This is a genomic window from Kineothrix sp. MB12-C1 (assembly GCF_030863805.1).
Classification (GTDB): domain Bacteria; phylum Bacillota; class Clostridia; order Lachnospirales; family Lachnospiraceae; genus Kineothrix.
This window is the reverse complement of record NZ_CP132957.1, coordinates 685,240-703,603: the sequence shown is the minus strand read 5'-3', so window position 1 is coordinate 703,603 and position 18,364 is coordinate 685,240. Positions and strand designations below refer to the sequence as shown.

Genomic DNA, 18,364 nt, shown 5'->3' with positions numbered 1-18,364 from the left:
TTATGTCAAAATGTTATCGTTCGGAATTAGTCGGAGCTTTCGGGTGTCCCATTGATGAAAATCCTACGGGAGTAATGGAAGAGGCGGCGTTTCGTGAAAAAAATTTGGATTACAGATATTTAACGGTAAAAGTAAATCCCGGCGATTTACAGGCGGCGATGGAAGGTATGAAAGCCTTTCAGATGAAAGGAATTAATCTGACCATTCCGCATAAGGTGGAAGTGCTTAAGTATCTCGATGAGCTTTCTCCGGCAGCAGAAATTATAGGGGCAGTCAATACGGTAATTAACCGGGAAGGAAGACTGTATGGAGAGAACACGGATGGAAAAGGATTTATCCAATCGCTGGAGGAAGAAGGCATCTCTCCTTCTGGAAAAAGGGTGACGGTAATAGGTGCAGGAGGTGCGGCAAGGGCAATCGCAGTGGAATGTGCGCTTGCAGGAGCTGTGAAGGTCACTATTATTAACAGAGAAGAGGAAAGAGGGAAAGAACTGGTTGATTTACTGAAAAATAAGACCCGTGCAGAAGCGCAATTTATCCCGTTTCTATCTGGTGTAGATATTGCACAGGAGACTGATATTCTGGTAAATGCTACTTCTATAGGATTGTATCCTGATTGTGATCAGAAACCGGATATTAATTATGATACGATAACGAGCAGGATGGCAGTAGCAGACGTTATATTCAATGATCCTAATACGCAGTTCTTGGCAGAAGCTAAGAAGCGTGGTGCAAAGGTGATTAATGGATTAGGGATGCTGGTAAATCAAGGCGCTCTCAATTTCGAGATGTGGACCGGTGTGAAAGCGCCTGTGGATGTGATGAAACGAGTATTAAAGGAAGAATTTAATTTATTAGGCTGATTGAAGTCTCTTCAATAAAAGATGGCACAGTATGACCGCGACCAGAAGGATAGCAGCCAGAGGCCATAGGTTTTCCCAATGAAAGCTATTGTCTGTCATCAATTGATATCCCCAAGTCGCGGGGAGTGCTTTGCTTGCAATTTGAAATCCCTTGGGAAGGAAATCTACGGGGAACATAATTCCTGACAGCATAATGGAGGGTAGAAATATCATCTGTGAAATCATGATAAGTTTTGCCTGATTTTTTAATGCCAGCCCGAGAAAACTTCCCACACTTAAGGATACTGCGATAAAAAAGGTGAGTGAACAGAAATATAACGGTAAGTTTGCCGGCGGTACTGCGTTAAAAGCGATAGGTGCAACGATATATATTACTGTACACATAATGAATAGATGGATAAAAGCTGATAAAAATGTTGAAATTATGCCGAGGTACATAGGTACTCCGTTAGCCTTGTATACTTTCTTTATATCACTTCCGTATATTTCCACAAGAGAAGGCGGCAGGCCGATTAACGCACCGGTCGATACGCCCAGTATTGTCATAGATGGTATTAGCGTATTTTTCGCTTCTGGGTTAATGGATGTAAAGATTCCTCCCATTACGGCAAAGAACAAAAGAGGAACTACATAACAAGTAATCAGCAACGATTTGCTTCGTATATCCAGTTTCCATTGTAATGCTGCTCCATACAAAAATGCACTCATTTCTTATTCCCCCTCGCTATATCGATAAAATGTTGTTCTAATGTACCCCGATCTATTTTGATGTCTAATATTTCAATTCCCCTTTTCTTGAAGCTTTCGAGTAAAGTCAGCATAGTATCTGCAATATTATCGGATTCAAAGGTTTCATTCCCTTGATCGGTCTTGATATGAAGTGTGTAGCGTTTGCCGAGCTTAGCGGTTAACTCTGCCACGGTACCCATGAAAACAATATTACCATCATTTAAAATAGCAATGCGGTCACATAAGCTTTCGACCTCAGCCATATCGTGGCTGGCTAAAATAATAGTTTTTCCCTGCATTTTTAGTTTTCGGATTTGCTCGTGGAGTGATATTCGGCCTTCTACATCAAGCCCGGCAGTTGGCTCATCAAGGAACACAATATCAGGGTCGCTGATTAGGGCGAGTGCGAGATGTAACCGGCGTTTTTGCCCGGTTGACATATCTGCGTATAGCTTTTTGGCCAATTTATCAATCCCAAGGCAGGTAAGCATAGAATTGTCTATTTTTGTTTTATTCCATTTTGCAAATAAATGTACAGCTTCCATCGGTCTAATATGTGCCGGAAGAGATGCCGATTGTAACTGAATACCCATTCTGCCATTCACCACGATTTTACCGCTGTCATATTTGCGTAAATTCTCGATGCATTCAAGTGCGGTAGTTTTGCCGGCGCCATTCACACCGAGCAATGCGAAAATTTCACCTTTTATCACATGGAAATGTAAGCCTTTTAATACGGTATGCTCACCATAACTTTTTTTTAGATCATCGATTTGTATTGCATAATTCATGTTGATTCCCCCTCCAGCGGATTGTAACCTAAGGTTGTAAAATAGGCACCTAAGGCTGGTTCGATAAACTTGTTAGCAGCAGCTTGCTTTTGATTCCATTCGGTATCCGAATCGCCATAGTTCGAAGCCTCCATAAGTTTAGGCAGCATGCTCATATCCCCGCCTGTAAACGTTATGATCATATCCCAGAAAGCCTCGGCAAAGTTCTGCCCCTGTTCACTTTCGGGCGATATCCCGTCTTCTTGCAGCCGGATTGCTTCATCTTGCAGTCGTGCGAAAGTATCCATCATCTCTAAGCTGCTATCTTTATTGAATCGGCTTCGAAAATGATCGAGAAGGTTGTCGTCGAAATGCTTGATAAGCCAGTAGAACTCATTTTTCATTTGCAGATTTGTGATAATGTCAGCATATTTCTTAAAATCTACCGCTTGCATTTGCAACACTTCTGCACGTAATGTCTCTATTGCTTTTAACGATTCCGATAAGGCTTCTATCTTTTCCCGTATAGCGGTAGCTTGCTCTGTGAGTGCTTTAGCGACATCGTCTGGAGTGTCAAGAGAAATCAGACGATTTTTAATATCATCCAATGAAAAGCCCAGATGTTTCAGGGAAAGGATCTGATAGAGATTAATAACATCTTTGTCGGTATAAAGCCTACGCCCACCTTCGCTTTCTAAAGATGGTGAAAAAAGGCCTTCCTTATCGTAATATTGTAAGGTGCGGACGGTGACGCCCATTTTCTTCGCAACTGCTCCGACTGTCATATATCTTGCTTCTGTTGTTTTACACTTTTCCATATTGCTGCATATACCCCCTTCAACGTCATATCTTCTACCTAGATTATAATTCATTACGTTACGTCACATGCAAGATATTTTTTAATTTTTTTATTTCCAGAAATATTTTCATGCTATAATAATTTTTATATTAATAAAATAAGGAGAAACTGAAATGAAAGATGGAGGGGAATATTATGCTTAAAAAAATACCAACGAATGAAGAAATGAGTGCTTTAATAGGACAATCATTGTTGGAGGTGTGGGGTAAGTTAACTGATTTAATAGAATCAAAATATGATATGGACTGTCTTTGGAATAGCGGAGGGAAAAGATGGATCTATGAGTATAAATATCGCAGAGGCGGCAAAACCTTATGTACGCTATATGCAAAAGAGAATGTGTTTGGTTTCTTAGTTATCTTCGGAAAAGAAGAGAGGGCTAAGTTTGAAGCGAATAGAAATGATTATTCAGCAGAAGTGCAACGAGTTTATGATGAATCTATGACTTATCATGATGGAAAGTGGATGATGTTCGAATTGACAGATATCTCACTGTTTCCCGATATGGAAAAATTATTATTAATTAAGCGAAAGCCTAATAAAAAATAATATTTTTGATGCATAGATGGCCTCAGGGTATAGTATTTTAGCGAAGAAAATGATAAGATAAATTTTAATAATATTTATACTGCGCCGAGCAAAGCGAGTGTGCAAAAAACATACCGTGGCCGCTTGCGGACAAGGTATAATATTTAACGATATTATACTGCGCCGAGCAAAGCGAGTGTGCAAAAAATATACCGTGGCCGCTTGCGGACAAGGTATAATATTTAACGATATTATACTGCGCCGAGCAAAGCGAGTGTGCAAAAAATATACCGTGGCCGCTTGCGGACAAGGTATACTAACAGCTATAAAGGAGAACGAAGATGAAGAAACTGGGCTTTGGCTGTATGAGACTTCCTATGATACAAGGTAAAGAGGAACTGGAAGTTGATTACGAGCAGTTTAATCAAATGATCGATGCTTTTTTTGAAGCGGGCTTTTGTTATTTTGATACCGCTCATGGATATATCGGAGGCCAGAGTGAGACGGCTATTAGGGATTGTCTTGTGAAACGGTACCCGAGAGAGTCTTATATTCTTACCGATAAACTCACCTCCAACTTTTTCGAAAAGGAAGAAGATATTATCCCATTTTTTGAAAAGCAGTTGGAACGAACGGGAGTGGAGTATTTCGATTATTATCTGATGCATGCTATGAATGCGGAATACTACCAGAAATATATTGAATGCCGTGCGTTTGAAACCGTAAAGCAGCTTAAGGAAGAAGGTAGAATTAAACATATCGGCATGTCCTTTCATGATAGTGCGGAGGTACTTGATAAAATATTAAGTGAACAGCCGGATATTGAAGTAGTGCAGATACAATTTAATTATGCAGACTATGATGATCCCGGTATTCAGAGCCGCCTTTGCTATGAGGTGTGCGAGAAGCATAATAAACCTGTCATTATAATGGAGCCGGTTAAGGGCGGAGGACTTGTGAACCTGCCTAAATCAGCGCAGCTTCTTTTCGATGGACAAGGGACCGGTGCAAGTTATGCCAGCTACGCGATTCGTTATACAGCTTCCTTCGATAAGGTTTTCATGGTGCTTAGCGGAATGAGTACGATAGAGCAGATGGAAGATAACATAAGTTATATGAAGGACTTTGTTCCCTTTACAGAGGAAGAATTCCGTTTAATAGAAGGTGTCAGAGGAATTTTGAAAGAACAGGATATTATTCCGTGTACAGCTTGCCAATATTGTGTAGACGGCTGTCCGGTGAAAATAGCGATTCCTGATCTATTCGCGTGCTATAATGCCAAAAAGCAGTACAATGATTGGAATAGCGACGTTTATTATAACGTACATACGAAGGATAGAGGCGCTGCTCTCGCTTGCATCAAATGCGGAAAGTGTGAGAAAATCTGCCCACAGCACATACAGATTAGAGATTATTTAGAAGCGGTTGGAGAAATGTTTGAAAAGATAAGTTAAGACTTATATTAAAAGGAAATTAAAAGGATAAAATATATTAACAGGAGGTCATAAAATGACAAAAGCATTGATTGCATACTTTTCAAGGAAGGGTGAAAATTATGTAAATGGGGAGATTAAGAGTCTGGAGATAGGCAATACGGAAGTGGCGGCACAGATGATACAGGAATTAACAGGAGCTGATATGTTCCATATCGAGCCCGTGCAGGAATACAGTACCGACTATAACGTATGTATCGAAGAAGCGAAGAGAGATAAAGGGGCGAATATTCGTCCGGAATTCAAGAATCCTTTGGCAGATATTTCTGAATACGATACGGTCTATATCGGATTCCCTAACTACTGGGGAACGATGCCTATGCATGTGTGGACCTTTATGGAGCGTTATGATTTCTCGGGTAAGACGATCAAACCCTTCTGTACACATGAAGGAAGTGATATCGGGAGCAGTGAGCAGGACATTAGGAATCTATGTCCCAATTCCAAAGTGGAAAATGCATTGTCTATTCATGGTGCGTCCGTGAGTGAGGCGAAAGCTTCAATAGAGAACTGGGTATAAGATAATGAAATCCCTATAGGCTGTTTATTTAGCCTATAGGGATTTTTTTATTCTATAGGATCTATAGGAAATACCTTATTATAGTAAGGCGTAGAAGTGTTATGGTCAATAATAGATTTTTCTGCTGCCGTTAATGCTTTCTCCTATGGAATGGTGAATCCAATGAATGGCACCTTCCACATCCCGATCATGAATGAAGGACCAGAGCTTATAAGTATTCTGGTAAAGTGCCGGTATTCCGTATAGAGTACAGAAACGTTCCCAGAGAGAGAGTACCGGAGCTTTGAAAGAGTAGAAGATTAAAGGAATCAGAGCATTTTGTGATAAAATGGCGAATTCATGCTGGAATTCAAAAGCAGCCTGCGAAGCTGCTGCAATGGACGCAGCGTTTTTAATGCGTTCCGTCTTTTCTAACAATAATTGTATCTCATCATCGGTAATCCGATTGATGCATTGCTGCGCAGCAAGCGTATCTAAAGCAATTCTAACCTCAAGAATCGAGCGAATCTCTTCGTTTCGCAATCTTCCCCCGTTATATTGCATAATAGAGATCAAGGTATCCAAGGTACCGGTTCGGCGATAATCCGCTACAAAAGTACCAACTCGTGGCTTAACGATAAGGAATCCCTTTTTCTCCAATTCCGCAATACCGCTATTGACAACTGCGCGGCTAACCTGCATGGCTTCTGCAAGATGACGTTCAGGCGGCAGTTGTTCCCCGATATGAAGCTTGCCGGATAGAATCATATTTTCCAGTTGTCCCACAAATAAATCCCTTAAAGAAGGAGAGCTGATTTTCTGAAATTCCATAAAATTAATTCCTTTCTATGCATATACTGGTTCAACCACAGGCCAAAAGTGATTATTCTTATATTATATTGTACGATATAACTAAAATCAAGACTGTTTATTGCCATACTATGTAGAAAGATGATTGAATAATTGACTATTTTCTTTAAAAATGTTAAATTTATATCAAAGATAATAAGAAGAATATGTGTTGGTATGACCAGCACGAGAAAAAGAAAGGCGAGAGATATGTTTACGTTTAATTATGAGGCAGGGGCAACGGGACTTTCTTCGTGGCTTATGTGGCTGGCAATTTTTGTAGCCTTATTTGCACTGAATGAGGTGTCAAGAAGGTATAAGGTATTGGGAATCGTGTGCTTTGTCGTATTACCCGCTGTTTTATCGGTTCTATGGTTTACTGTTTTAGCGGACACGACTTATACGGACTGGTTCCATCTGGCAAAGGTATATTCGGCTACTGCGGGATGTATTGGTTTCTGGTGCATTCGTCATCTTCATGGAACGAACAAGAAGACAGGAAAAGAGTGGAGACTTTCCGATAATAAGATCGCATTATGTTTCCCGCCTTTGATACTTGCCATTAATATTGCCGAGGCGGTAGCCCGCGATTTGGAAGTTGGAATGAATTATGTAGGCGGTGCCATGCTTGTGGATGATGCACAGTATGTAATTGGTGGTCCTTGGAACTACATGAATGCGATTGCAGGTATTTTGAATATCATAACGATTACCGGATGGCTTGGAATCAAAATAAGAAAAGAGACAGCGAAAGATAAGAGCCGCGATATGATTTGGCCGGATATGCTCTGGTTCTGGATTATTGCATATGACCTTTGGAACTTCGCATATACATATAATTGTCTTCCGGGGCATGCATGGTACTGTGGATTTGCATTATTGTTAGCTCCTACGCTCTGTGCATTTACGGTAGGAAAAGGCGCATGGCTGCAGCATCGTGCACAGACACTGGCTCTTTGGTGTATGTTCGCGCAGACATTCCCGACATTTCAGGATGTGGGTAAATTCTCCGTTTCTTCCACCTATAATACGACCATCTACTTCATCGTAAGCTTCCTTGCGTTGGCAGTTAACGTTGTGGTAGCAGTTTATATGATTTATAAAGTGAAAGCAACGAAACGCAATCCGTATAAATCAGAATTATATACAGACCTTGCAAAATATAAAGAAATAAGAGCTTTAGCGGAATAAGAAATGATGCCGTATAGATAATTACGAAACAGGTAAGTAGTAAAAATTTCATACACAATAAATACAGTGTTTAACTAAGAAAGATTGTATGAAAGTTTTCCATGCTCTGGTTATGCTGTGCACTTCGCTGAGCCAAAGCAGGAATCCTTTTCAGCAAGGGCTTCAAGGATTCTTATGTCTCAGCTCCGTAGCATAAAATCGCTTGAAAAATCTTTCATACAATTCTTTCTGCCTCAAAGCTTATGAATTGTGTATGAAATTGTGAAAGTTAATGAGTTTCGCAATTATCTAAAATGCCGTACTTTGAAAGGAGTAGGACACGAGTAATGAAGGAATACAAGATACTTCAGATTAAGGAAAGTGTATTTGAGGACAATAATAAACAAGCAGATTTATTGAGAGAGCAATTAAAAGAAGATAAAATATTTTTGCTGAACTTAATGTCTTCTCCCGGAGCGGGGAAGACAACAACGTTGACACGTACGATTGAGCTTCTGAAGGATAAGCTTCGCATCGGAGTGATGGAGGCAGATATCGATTCGGACGTGGATGCTAAGACGATCTCTGAAACAGGAGTGAAGGTGATACAGCTCCATACAGGGGGGATGTGCCACCTGGATGCGGATATGACGAAGCAAGGATTGGAGGGCCTTGAAGCGGAGGGAACGGATCTTGTGATTTTGGAGAATGTAGGAAATCTCGTATGTCCGGCAGAATTCGATACAGGTTCTGTGAAAAATGCTATGATTTTGAGTGTGCCGGAAGGCGATGATAAACCATTGAAATATCCCTTGATGTTTTCCATCTGCGACGTACTTTTAGTGAATAAAATAGATGTAATGCCGTACTTTAATTTCAATTTGCAGGCTTGCATAGATCGAGTGACGAAATTAAATCCCAATATTAAGGTTATTCCGGTCTGTGCCAAGACGGGTGAAGGAATAGAAGAATTTGCCGATTGGCTCTATAATGAAACGAAAACATGGCAGTCCGTTTAGCAAATGAATCAATTAATAGCCAACATATGAATGCATAAGAAAGGTATAAAATCGACATGAAAGACATTACTAAAATGATATTCCCTGATTGGTATGAATGTACCTATAATGAAAAGGTGCTGGCGCTCGCCAATCACATCGGACGTAAAAAGCCAGGTGCCAAGAATGCTTATAAATGGGATGATCCCGAATATGTTATTCTCGAAGCCGGGGTTGATGATGAGATGGCAGAAGTAGGAATGGGACTTGGTGTATGTGAGAAACGTACTACGAAGGAAATTGCTAAGGTTCTGAATAAGCCGGAGGATTATTGCCACAAGCAGTTGATGAAACTAGCTGTTTATGGTGTATGTTTTGTTAATACCATCGATGGAGAAGACGTATTCTGGGCAGAAACATGGATTCCCGGAACGATGGAGATGATTGTGAACAATCTGGAGAACGTAGAGAAATATCCTATTATAGGATATGCCATGGAGGCCTATGGCCGTGTAAGGGGACCTATGAGTTCCGGCTCTTTCCCTCCGGGCGTAGGATTGATGCGCGTTATCCCTATTGAGACTGCCATTGACGGCAATACCCGTCGTGCTTCCTATGAGGAGGTTTCAAAGTATCTGAACGATAATGATATTTTTACCGTTACTGCTTGTTCTTGCCGTACTGACCGTGAAATCATGGGTGAGGGCTGCGGACACTTGAAAGAAGACATGTGTATCCAGATGGGACACGCGGCAGAATATTACATCAAAACGGGAAGAGGCCGCCAGATTACAAGGGAAGAAGCCTTTGAAATCATTAAGCGTGCGGAAGAAAATGGTTTGATGCACCAGATTCCCAATATTGATGGATCAGGGAAGACTCATGCGATTTGTAACTGCTGTGGCTGTGGCTGCCTTTCTTTAAGAACTGCAGCAATGTTTAAGAACAATGATATGGTTCGCTCTAACTATGTGGCAAAGGTAGATTCGCAAAAGTGTGTAGCTTGCGGACAATGTGTAGAAAATTGCCCGGTGAACGCGTTGAAACTCGGACAGAAATTATGTTCCTCTAAGCCCATAGTAGATGATATTACGACGAGGGAAACACCTCGCGATATGGAGTGGGGAGAAGAACATTGGAATCCTGACTACCGTATTAATAAAGAGAACGTAGTAGAGACGGGAACTGCACCTTGTAAGACGAATTGCCCGGCACATATCGGTGTGCAAGGATATATTAAGTTGGCTTCACAGGGAAAATATAAAGATGCGCTCGAGTTGATTCGCCATGAGAATCCCCTTCCTGCAGTTTGCGGACGTATCTGCAACAGACGTTGTGAGGATGCTTGTACGCGGGGGGATATCGATTCTCCTATCGCTATCGATGAAATCAAGAAATTTATCGCGCAGCAGGAGCTAGATAAAGAGAATCGTGTAATACCGAAGAAGCGTCGTGATTACAGCAATAAGAAAATTGCGATCGTAGGTGCGGGGCCGGCAGGACTTTCTTGCGCGTATTATTTGGCTCTCGATGGTTATACGATTACCGTATTTGAAAAAGAGAAGAAGCTTGGCGGGATGCTGACCATGGGAATCCCGAGTTTCCGTTTGGAAAAAGATGTGGTAGAAGCTGAAATTGAGATTATAAAAGAAATGGGAGTGGAATTTAGGACCGGCATAGAAGTTGGAAAAGATATCACTTTGGATGAACTAAGAGAACAGGGATATGAAGCCTTCTATCTTGCGATCGGAGCTCAAGGAGGAAGAAAAGTAGGTATTGAGGGAGAAGATTCACAGGGTGTTATGTCCGGTATCGATTTCCTTCGTATGGTAAATCAGGATAATGAGGCGAAGATTAATGGAAAGGCTGTTGTTGTAGGCGGTGGAAATGTTGCGATAGACGTAGCAAGGACTGCAGTCCGTGCGGGTGCTGATTCTGTAGTGCAGTGCTGCCTTGAGAACAGAGCCCAGATGCCGGCTTCCAAGGATGAAATTGAAGAGGCCGAGGAAGAGCATATCGATATTCGCAATGGATGGGGACCGAAACGTATTCTTACAAGAGATGGTAAGGTAACCGGTATTGAATTAAAGAGATGTATAAGCGTCTTCGATGCAGAGGGAAGATTTAGCCCTCAGTATGATGAAGATGATACGATAACGGTAGAGGCAGATTACATACTTCTTTCTGTAGGCCAGTCCATCCTTTGGGGAGACTTATTGCAAGGTTCGGCGGCTGTTACAAGACCTAACGGAACTCTGGAGGCAGATTCCTTCACTTATCAGACTGCGCAGGAGGATGTTTTTACAGGTGGTGATGTTTATACAGGTCCTCGTTTTGCCATCGATGCTATTGCAGCGGGCAAGCAGGCAGCAATTTCTATTCACCGTTTCGTACATCCGGGACAGAGTCTTGTATATGGACGTGACCGTCGTATTTACAAGGAGTTGGACAAAGAAGCAGCGATTATCGAATCCTATGACAATACGCCCCGCCAGTGCCCCGAGAATATTTCTTCTGAGAAAAAAGCAGAGGAAAGTTTCAGGGATTTACGAGGAACCCTTACAGAAGAACAGATGCGCAAGGAGACAGAGCGTTGCTTAGGCTGCGGTGTAACAGTGGTGGATTCTTATATGTGTGTAGGCTGCGGACAGTGCACGACCAAATGTAAATTCGATGCAATCACCTTGGAACGTGTTTATAACGGAGAAGGAGTTGCCTTTACAGATATGAAACCTGTCGTAGTGAAGACCGTCCTGAAGAGAAAAGGTAAGATTGCGGTCAGAAAGGTGCAGAAAGCTCTTTCGAGAGGCAAATAAAAAGGGGGAATCGAGTTGCACGAATTAGGCGTTGTAATGGAAGTGGTGCGGGTTGTGGAAGCATTTGCACAAGAAAATGAAGTAGAAGAAGTTGCTACGATTATATTACAGGTTGGTGAGCTTTCCTCTATGATTCCCAAATACATCAAAGATGTATACCCTGCGGCAGTGGATGGCACTACCTTGGAGAATGCCGAGCTGGAGATAGAGGTTATCCCAGCAAACGGGAGGTGCGGAAGCTGTCATACTGTTTTCCATGTGCCTGAACATCATGGGGCATGCCCTACTTGCCGAGGTACGCAGTTTGAAATGCTGAGCGGAAGAGAATTCTATATTAAAGAAATTGTCTGTTATTGAGACAGGAAATAAAGCTGCTGTGGTGCTACGAATTTAGTCGGCACCGCAGCAGTTCTTTTTGTATGAATATACATAAATTATGTATTAAAATGAGATAATACATGTTAATTATTTAACATTTTGAACAAAAGTATTAACTTTTTAGATATTTTAAGATGTTTTGTGAAAAAACTGTGCATTTTAGGGAATATATGATATAATGGCTTATCAATTATGGAAAAGATATACAGAGGGTCGAAAGAGCATTTCGGCACTATTAACAAAGGGAATGAGAAAGGGAAACAAAGCTATGGCGAAATGGGTGTACTTATTTGAGGAAGGTAGTGCGGACATGAAGAACCTGTTAGGAGGAAAGGGAGCGAACTTGGCTGAGATGACAAGGCTTGGACTTCCGATTCCGCAGGGATTTACAGTGACTACGGAGGCATGTACAGACTATTATAAGCAGGGGCGGCAGATTACACAGGAAATCGAGACACAGATCTTCGAAGCATTAGAGAAATTGGAGATAGAGCAAGGGAAAAAGTTCGGCGATACCGATAATCCGTTACTTGTATCCGTCCGTTCCGGAGCCAGGGCTTCTATGCCGGGCATGATGGATACCATATTGAACCTGGGGCTTAACGATGAAGCGGTGGAAGGCTTTGCGAAAAAGACAGGGAATCCCAGATTTGCTTACGATTCCTATCGGCGATTTATCCAGATGTTTTCCGATGTAGTAATGGAAATCCCGAAACCCTTATTTGAAAAGATATTGGATGAAATGAAAGAGAGTAGAGGTGTTCAGACAGATTCTGAATTGACGGCGGAAGACTTAAAAGAAACGACGGAACGCTTTAAGAAGTTATATTTTGAACGTAAAAAAGAAGGCTTCCCACAGGAGCCGAGGAAACAGTTAATGGAAGCTGTAAAAGCAGTATTTCGTTCCTGGGATAATGATAGGGCAATTGTTTATCGCCGTATGAACGATATTCCCGGAGATTGGGGAACTGCAGTTAATGTACAGGCTATGGTGTTTGGTAATATGGGAAATACTTCGGGAACCGGTGTGGCCTTTACGAGGAATCCATCGACAGGCGCGAAGGGGATTTTTGGAGAATATTTGATCAATGCGCAAGGAGAAGATGTGGTGGCAGGAATTCGCACACCGCAGCCAATTGCGAAATTAGAAGAGGATTTACCGGAATGTTATAAGCAATTTGTGGAGACGGCGAACCGATTGGAAGACCATTATCGTGATATGCAGGATATGGAGTTTACAATTGAGGAAGGAAAGTTGTTCTTCCTGCAAACGAGAAGCGGGAAGCGTACGGCGGGAGCAGCTTTGCAAATCGCTTGCGATCTTGTGGATGAGGGGATGATTGATTCCCGCACAGCAGTTGCAAGAATTGAGGCGAAGTCCTTGGATCAATTGCTTCATCCGAACTTCGATACGGAAGCGTTAAAGGCAGGTGAGGTAATTGGACAAGCTCTTCCGGCATCTCCCGGAGCAGCGGCGGGTAAGGTATATTTCCATGCGATAGATGCAGTGCTTGCCCACGAGAGAGGAGAACGAGTAATTCTGGTACGCCAGGAGACCTCACCGGAGGACATCGAAGGAATGCATGCAGCAGAAGGTATTCTTACGGTACGGGGAGGTATGACCTCTCATGCAGCGGTAGTAGCGAGAGGGATGGGAACCTGCTGTGTATCGGGCTGCGCAGAAGTTCACATTAACGAAGATGCTAAGACGTTCGAGCTCGGAGGACACCATTTCACAGAAGGAGATTATATCTCTTTGGATGGTTCCACCGGAAAGATATATAAAGGAGATATTCGGACAGTAGAAGCAGGAATCACCGGCAATTTCAGGCGTATTATGGCTTGGGCTGATGAATATAGGACGTTGAAGGTTCGCGCAAATGCGGATACACCTTCCGATGCGATGAATGCGATTAAATTAGGTGCAGAAGGCATTGGACTTTGTCGGACGGAGCATATGTTCTTTGAGCCGGATAGAATCCCGAAGATTCGAAAGATGATTCTATCCGAAACGGTAGAAGCGAGAGAAGCAGCTCTGGCGGAGCTGATTCCTTTCCAAAAGGGCGATTTCAAAGGGTTGTATGAGGTGATGGAAGGCCGACCGGTAACGATTCGTTTCTTAGATCCTCCACTTCATGAGTTCGTGCCTACGGAAGAAAAGGACATCGTGCAGATGGCTGAGGAAATGGGACTTTCTGTTGCAAAGGTAAAGGAAGCTTGTGATGCTCTTCATGAGTTCAACCCAATGATGGGACATAGAGGCTGTCGTTTATCTGTGAGCTATCCTGAAATTGCAAGAATGCAGACGAGAGCTGTAATGGAAGCGGCAATTGAAGTGAAGAAAGAGAAAGGCTTTGATGTGGTACCTGAGATTATGATTCCTTTGGTAGGAGATAAGAAGGAATTGAAATATGTAAAGGATGTAGTAGTGGAAACGGCAGAAGCTGTGAAACGGGAAAAGGATTCGGACATCCATTACCAGGTAGGCACGATGATTGAGATACCGCGTGCTGCTCTGTTGGCTGATGAGATTGCGGAGGAAGCGGAATTCTTCTCCTTTGGAACGAATGATTTGACTCAGATGACCTTCGGCTTTTCCAGAGATGATGCAGGTAAGTTCTTGTCCGCATATTATAAAAGTAAAATATATGAATCGGATCCTTTTGCGAAACTAGATCACAATGGCGTAGGACAATTAATCGAGATGGCGGCGCAGAGAGGAAGGGCGGCCCGCCCGAACCTGAAGCTGGGAATCTGTGGAGAGCATGGCGGAGATCCTTCTTCCGTGGAATTCTGTCATAAGGCAGGTCTCGATTATGTATCCTGTTCACCGTTCCGTGTGCCGATTGCCAGGTTGGCAGCCGCACAAGCAGCGTTAAAAGGTTAAGTCCCCATCTATAATTAATGTAAGCAGGGTAGTGCATCTTTATAAATGCATTATCCTGCTTTCTAGTGGCTAAAGGTGTTGTTGGTTATTTACAAATAAAGTATAGTCAATCACATAGTCTGCCTGTTCGGAAAGCTGGCCGAGGGATTCCGGTTGGCAATGGGCAGAATTGCTTAAAGTCACTGCTGGCCTTATTCTTTCAGGCGTTCTTATTCATGGGTTGCGGAAACGAATGACGAGGCCGCAAAACATACGATTATGATTCAAATGAAAGAACCGGATAAGGAATTTACCATATTGGGATTCGAGTGTACGGCTTAATAATTTGCACAATACAATGCCCTATATTCGGAGGGAGTGCAGTTTTTAAGCTTTTTGAAGGTTCTGTTAAAAGTGGATATGCTGGAAAAGCCCGATTGCAGGGCTATTTCGGTTATGGTGATTTCCGGATGCACCAACAGAAGCTCCGCAGATTTAATCCGCTTATAGCATAAATAATCATAAAAGTTCTGTCCAGAGCATTGCTTAAACAGGCGAGTAAAGTGAAATTTTGAAAATCCTGCAATATCAGCTACAGAATCTAAGGTGAGGTTTTCCCGGTAGTGAGTATCCAGATAGTCAAATACGATGTTCAGCTTCTCAATCAAATCCTTGCGCTTTGTTGTATGTATGTAAGGAAAAGCCATGTCGGTATTGATGCGGCTGCGTCCCAGATGGACAAAGAAGTTAATTAAGTGGGAATAGATCAGAGGCTCCCGCAGATTGTTGTCACTAAAGTATTCATCCCGTATTTTAAGCAGAAGCTGATAATGATCCGTATAATACAAAGGATAAGTTTCCTGATTGATCAGTATAGGCTGTGCCAAAAAGGGCAACAGGGAAGAGAAACCCTTTATCTTTGAAATAACGGAAAAGTCAAACATATAAATAAGTCGTGCACCGCAAGGCGGAGCCATCAGATGGTGCAGCTCTCCAGCGGGAATAATTAATATGTCATTGGGGTTCAATACAAACTTTGTTTCGTGTATGGTGACGGTATAGATATTTTCCACAGGCATAATAATTTCCATGGCAGGGTGCCAATGGGAAGAAAAGTCCTGTGCCTCTTGGTTATACCATATTCGAATAGTGGAGCCCGTCAAAAAATGTACAATTTCATAGTTTCCCTCTACGATTCGGCTGAAGCCTTCTATAGGCTGCTGATATTTCTCTGCCATATTAATACCTCTATGCTGTGGTTGGTAAAAATTGCGAAACTTTTAGTAAATACTAAAAAACATAATTAATTAAGAATTTTACTATAAATAATGTTTAATTTTATAGTCGGATAATATCATATGTTTGAACAAAAGCAATATGACGGAACAGGCAACCAGGATAAACTTACAAACGGTTATCCGAACCAGCATCTATTGAGACCGGTTCAAAAGCTTGTGTTTTTATCATCTCGAAATGTAAAGTCAAGGTGCTAGCGTAGATTTACTTACACACCCCAATGACCACGGGCTGCACGTCGAAATTCATCTACTTCTTCTTCAAAATATCCAATGTTAAAACGATTATATCAGAAAAGGAAAGAAAAAAGAAGGGGATAAGACCATTCTCTTCTCTAATGATACCTGTAATATCTTTGTAACTTTATTAGCTTATCCCGACAGGTAATATTATCAAGTGAAAAGTGCGCAATATGTGGAAAATGTAAAAGCAATATATGATAGGCAAATAGGAAGATAATTCTATATATTTATAAGCGTAAGGACACTGTTACTAGTTAAAAATTAGTAATACAACGTTTACGGTAATATTCGGAGGTGAAGAGAATGTATAAATCCCCAACTGATCCGGTAGGGCAGCGTCCCGGATTCTATATTATGAAAGATATGCAGATAGAAGGTACCGACCATCAGGAAAGCGGATATATGCAGCAAATATATCTGGATAGGGGAAGAATCCGGCATTGCATGAAGTATACAGGAGGCGTGGAGGATGCAGAAATCATCCATATGATGGAAAGCTGTCAAGGATTTCGCAGACTGGTGCACAGCATAGGTGTCCGGGTTACGGCAGCAGATGCAAGCTTGGGAAAGATTGATTTTCGACTGAAGTGTTACGGAAAAAAGGATGTATATAACGGAGGTACTGCTCTTTCCCGCGGCTGCAAAACAGATGGAAGTGAAACACTTATCTCCTTACAGGAGACGCTATGGTCAAAGGATGATGATGTTCCCGGCTGCCTACAGTTCATATTTCAAAAAAGAGGAGAGCTTGCCACAGTCACAGTGAGATTTTACTTAAATGACGGGTTTTATGTGGAAGAAAGTATGCAAGAGGAAGAAGTAGATACTGCTTCGTCAAAATATGATGAAATGATTGCACGCTCTCTGGTGTCGCCGGGTAATACCCTTCGGCTGAAAAATGCACTGGAAAAGGTCAAACGGGGAGAAGAAGTGACCATTGCTTTTATTGGTGGCTCCATTACACAGGGAGCAGGTGCAAAACCTATTCAAGAAAAATGCTATGCACGGCTTACTTATGAAGGAATCAAGAAAAAATACGGGGATAAAGATAATCTTAGGTTCGTGAAAGCGGGAGTAGGGGGAACGCCATCTCAACTGGGATTGCTGCGATATGAAGAGGAAGTGACAAAGGGTGGCAAGGTACAGCCGGATATTGTGATTGTGGAATTTGCAGTTAACGATACAGAGGATGAGCTGGAGGGCGGCTGCTACGAAAGCCTTGTGAGGAAGATATACTATTCAGGAAACAAGCCCGCCGTTATATTGCTCTTTGCTGTATTTGAAGATGATTTTAATTTGCAGAAGAGAATGATTCCCGTAGGAGAGCGTTATCGACTGCCAATGGTGAGTATTCAAGATGCAATAGTGGAACAGTTTTATGATAAAGAGCAAAGAGTGTTATCCAAACACCAATATTTTTATGACATTTACCATCCGTCAAATCTGGGACACCGGATTATGGCAGATTGTATGCTGCATCTGATAGAGAAGGTGGATATCCTGCCCTATACAGACGAACAAATTTCGGAAGGAAGTCCTGTATATTCGGATGTTTTTGAAAAAATACACTTTTTTGACAGAAAAACAATCCCTGAAAAGATAAGAATAGAAGAGGGGGGATTTACGGGAACGGATGAACAGCTACAGATGGTAGAAAGAGATATGGATACATTCCAGACACCGGAGTTTCCCAACAACTGGCAGCATGTACCGGCAAGGAGCAGCAGCCCATTTGTACTAAAGCTGATAAGTAGGAATCTGATATTTGTTTTTAAGGATTCCGGAGAAACGCAAGCTGGAGCGGCAGACATATGGGTGGACGGGGAGTTTTTTGCAGAGGCAGACCCTCACTTCAACAACTGGACGCACTGTAATTCCAAAATTCTTTATAATAATGACGAGGCCGCAAAACATACGATTATGATTCAAATGAAAGAACCGGACAAGGAATTTACCATATTGGGGTTCGGATATACGGTTTAGTAATTTGCACAATACAATGCCTTAT

General features: G+C 42.0%; 15 protein-coding genes. 10 read left to right on the top strand and 5 right to left on the bottom strand.

Going from position 1 to position 18,364, the window contains the following annotated elements:
• Positions 1 to 2: 2 nt before the first annotated feature.
• Complete coding sequence (aroE, locus tag RBB56_RS03380) at positions 3 to 863, top strand: shikimate dehydrogenase (RefSeq protein ID WP_306720994.1); 861 nt, start codon at positions 3 to 5, stop codon at positions 861 to 863.
• Here aroE and RBB56_RS03375 read toward each other — a convergent pair.
• From RBB56_RS03375 to RBB56_RS03365, 3 genes are read right to left on the bottom strand one after another with little or no spacing between them, the layout of a single operon-like run.
• Positions 855 to 1,571 (bottom strand): ABC transporter permease, encoded by a 717-nt coding sequence (locus RBB56_RS03375; RefSeq protein WP_306720993.1) that lies wholly within the window; start codon positions 1,569 to 1,571, stop codon positions 855 to 857. The two genes, aroE and RBB56_RS03375, sit on opposite strands and share 9 nt — an antisense overlap.
• Positions 1,568 to 2,383, bottom strand: coding sequence for an ABC transporter ATP-binding protein (locus tag RBB56_RS03370; protein ID WP_306720992.1), 816 nt, complete (start codon positions 2,381 to 2,383; stop codon positions 1,568 to 1,570). Before RBB56_RS03370 ends, RBB56_RS03375 begins: the two co-directional genes overlap by 4 nt.
• Positions 2,380 to 3,180 (bottom strand): MerR family transcriptional regulator, encoded by an 801-nt coding sequence (locus RBB56_RS03365; RefSeq protein ID WP_306722081.1) that lies wholly within the window; start codon positions 3,178 to 3,180, stop codon positions 2,380 to 2,382. The genes RBB56_RS03370 and RBB56_RS03365 overlap by 4 nt, the downstream gene beginning before the upstream one ends.
• 176 nt (positions 3,181 to 3,356) lie before the next feature.
• Between RBB56_RS03365 and RBB56_RS03360 the strand changes: the two genes are divergently transcribed.
• From RBB56_RS03360 to RBB56_RS03350, 3 genes are all read left to right on the top strand, one after another.
• Positions 3,357 to 3,770 (top strand): DUF3788 domain-containing protein, encoded by a 414-nt coding sequence (locus RBB56_RS03360; RefSeq protein WP_306720991.1) that lies wholly within the window; start codon positions 3,357 to 3,359, stop codon positions 3,768 to 3,770.
• Positions 3,771 to 4,090: 320 nt separating this feature from the next.
• Positions 4,091 to 5,203 carry an aldo/keto reductase gene (locus tag RBB56_RS03355; RefSeq protein ID WP_306720990.1) on the top strand — a complete coding sequence of 371 codons (1,113 nt, stop codon included), beginning with the start codon at positions 4,091 to 4,093 and terminating at the stop codon, positions 5,201 to 5,203.
• Between the two features lie 55 nt (positions 5,204 to 5,258).
• Positions 5,259 to 5,762, top strand: a complete 504-nt coding sequence (locus RBB56_RS03350) for a flavodoxin (protein ID WP_306720989.1) — start codon at positions 5,259 to 5,261, stop codon at positions 5,760 to 5,762.
• A 105-nt stretch (positions 5,763 to 5,867) separates the two neighbouring features.
• Here RBB56_RS03350 and RBB56_RS03345 read toward each other — a convergent pair whose 3' ends face one another.
• On the bottom strand, positions 5,868 to 6,572 hold the full coding sequence (locus tag RBB56_RS03345; protein ID WP_306720988.1) for a FadR/GntR family transcriptional regulator: 705 nt from the start codon (positions 6,570 to 6,572) through the stop codon (positions 5,868 to 5,870).
• A 228-nt stretch (positions 6,573 to 6,800) separates the two neighbouring features.
• Here RBB56_RS03345 and RBB56_RS03340 point away from each other — a divergent pair, with 228 nt between their 5' ends.
• The 5 genes from RBB56_RS03340 (at position 6,801) to ppdK (ending at position 14,839) form a co-directional block, all read left to right on the top strand.
• The gene (locus RBB56_RS03340) at positions 6,801 to 7,781 is read left to right on the top strand and encodes a DUF5692 family protein (protein WP_306720987.1); all 981 of its coding nucleotides are present in this window, start codon (positions 6,801 to 6,803) and stop codon (positions 7,779 to 7,781) included.
• 326 nt (positions 7,782 to 8,107) lie between these two features.
• Positions 8,108 to 8,779, top strand: coding sequence for a hydrogenase nickel incorporation protein HypB (gene hypB, locus RBB56_RS03335; RefSeq protein ID WP_306720986.1), 672 nt, complete (start codon positions 8,108 to 8,110; stop codon positions 8,777 to 8,779).
• 56 nt (positions 8,780 to 8,835) lie between these two features.
• Entirely contained in the window at positions 8,836 to 11,574 is a 2,739-nt protein-coding gene (locus RBB56_RS03330) for an FAD-dependent oxidoreductase (protein WP_306720985.1), read from the top strand.
• A 15-nt stretch (positions 11,575 to 11,589) separates the two neighbouring features.
• The gene (locus RBB56_RS03325; RefSeq protein WP_306720984.1) at positions 11,590 to 11,931 is read left to right on the top strand and encodes a hydrogenase maturation nickel metallochaperone HypA/HybF; all 342 of its coding nucleotides are present in this window, start codon (positions 11,590 to 11,592) and stop codon (positions 11,929 to 11,931) included.
• 289 nt (positions 11,932 to 12,220) lie between these two features.
• The gene (gene ppdK / locus RBB56_RS03320) at positions 12,221 to 14,839 is read left to right on the top strand and encodes a pyruvate, phosphate dikinase (RefSeq protein WP_306722080.1); all 2,619 of its coding nucleotides are present in this window, start codon (positions 12,221 to 12,223) and stop codon (positions 14,837 to 14,839) included.
• A 317-nt stretch (positions 14,840 to 15,156) separates the two neighbouring features.
• Here the strand turns inward: ppdK and RBB56_RS03315 are convergent, their stop codons facing one another.
• Positions 15,157 to 16,056 (bottom strand): helix-turn-helix transcriptional regulator, encoded by a 900-nt coding sequence (locus tag RBB56_RS03315; protein ID WP_306720983.1) that lies wholly within the window; start codon positions 16,054 to 16,056, stop codon positions 15,157 to 15,159.
• A 603-nt stretch (positions 16,057 to 16,659) separates the two neighbouring features.
• Here RBB56_RS03315 and RBB56_RS03310 point away from each other — a divergent pair.
• On the top strand, positions 16,660 to 18,339 hold the full coding sequence (locus RBB56_RS03310; RefSeq protein ID WP_306720982.1) for an SGNH/GDSL hydrolase family protein: 1,680 nt from the start codon (positions 16,660 to 16,662) through the stop codon (positions 18,337 to 18,339).
• The last annotated feature ends 25 nt before the right edge of the window (positions 18,340 to 18,364 follow it).

Coding starts and splice junctions, on each gene's coding strand:
- RBB56_RS03365 (WP_306722081.1), bottom strand. CDS start 3,180: ATGGAAAAGTGTAAAACAACAGAAGCAAGATATATGACAGTCGGAGCA.
- RBB56_RS03350 (WP_306720989.1), top strand. CDS start 5,259: ATGACAAAAGCATTGATTGCATACTTTTCAAGGAAGGGTGAAAATTAT.
- RBB56_RS03360 (WP_306720991.1), top strand. CDS start 3,357: ATGCTTAAAAAAATACCAACGAATGAAGAAATGAGTGCTTTAATAGGA.
- ppdK (WP_306722080.1), top strand. CDS start 12,221: ATGGCGAAATGGGTGTACTTATTTGAGGAAGGTAGTGCGGACATGAAG.
- hypB (WP_306720986.1), top strand. CDS start 8,108: ATGAAGGAATACAAGATACTTCAGATTAAGGAAAGTGTATTTGAGGAC.
- aroE (WP_306720994.1), top strand. CDS start 3: ATGTCAAAATGTTATCGTTCGGAATTAGTCGGAGCTTTCGGGTGTCCC.
- RBB56_RS03355 (WP_306720990.1), top strand. CDS start 4,091: ATGAAGAAACTGGGCTTTGGCTGTATGAGACTTCCTATGATACAAGGT.
- RBB56_RS03315 (WP_306720983.1), bottom strand. CDS start 16,056: ATGGCAGAGAAATATCAGCAGCCTATAGAAGGCTTCAGCCGAATCGTA.
- RBB56_RS03310 (WP_306720982.1), top strand. CDS start 16,660: ATGTATAAATCCCCAACTGATCCGGTAGGGCAGCGTCCCGGATTCTAT.
- RBB56_RS03370 (WP_306720992.1), bottom strand. CDS start 2,383: ATGAATTATGCAATACAAATCGATGATCTAAAAAAAAGTTATGGTGAG.
- RBB56_RS03345 (WP_306720988.1), bottom strand. CDS start 6,572: ATGGAATTTCAGAAAATCAGCTCTCCTTCTTTAAGGGATTTATTTGTG.
- RBB56_RS03340 (WP_306720987.1), top strand. CDS start 6,801: ATGTTTACGTTTAATTATGAGGCAGGGGCAACGGGACTTTCTTCGTGG.
- RBB56_RS03330 (WP_306720985.1), top strand. CDS start 8,836: ATGAAAGACATTACTAAAATGATATTCCCTGATTGGTATGAATGTACC.
- RBB56_RS03375 (WP_306720993.1), bottom strand. CDS start 1,571: ATGAGTGCATTTTTGTATGGAGCAGCATTACAATGGAAACTGGATATA.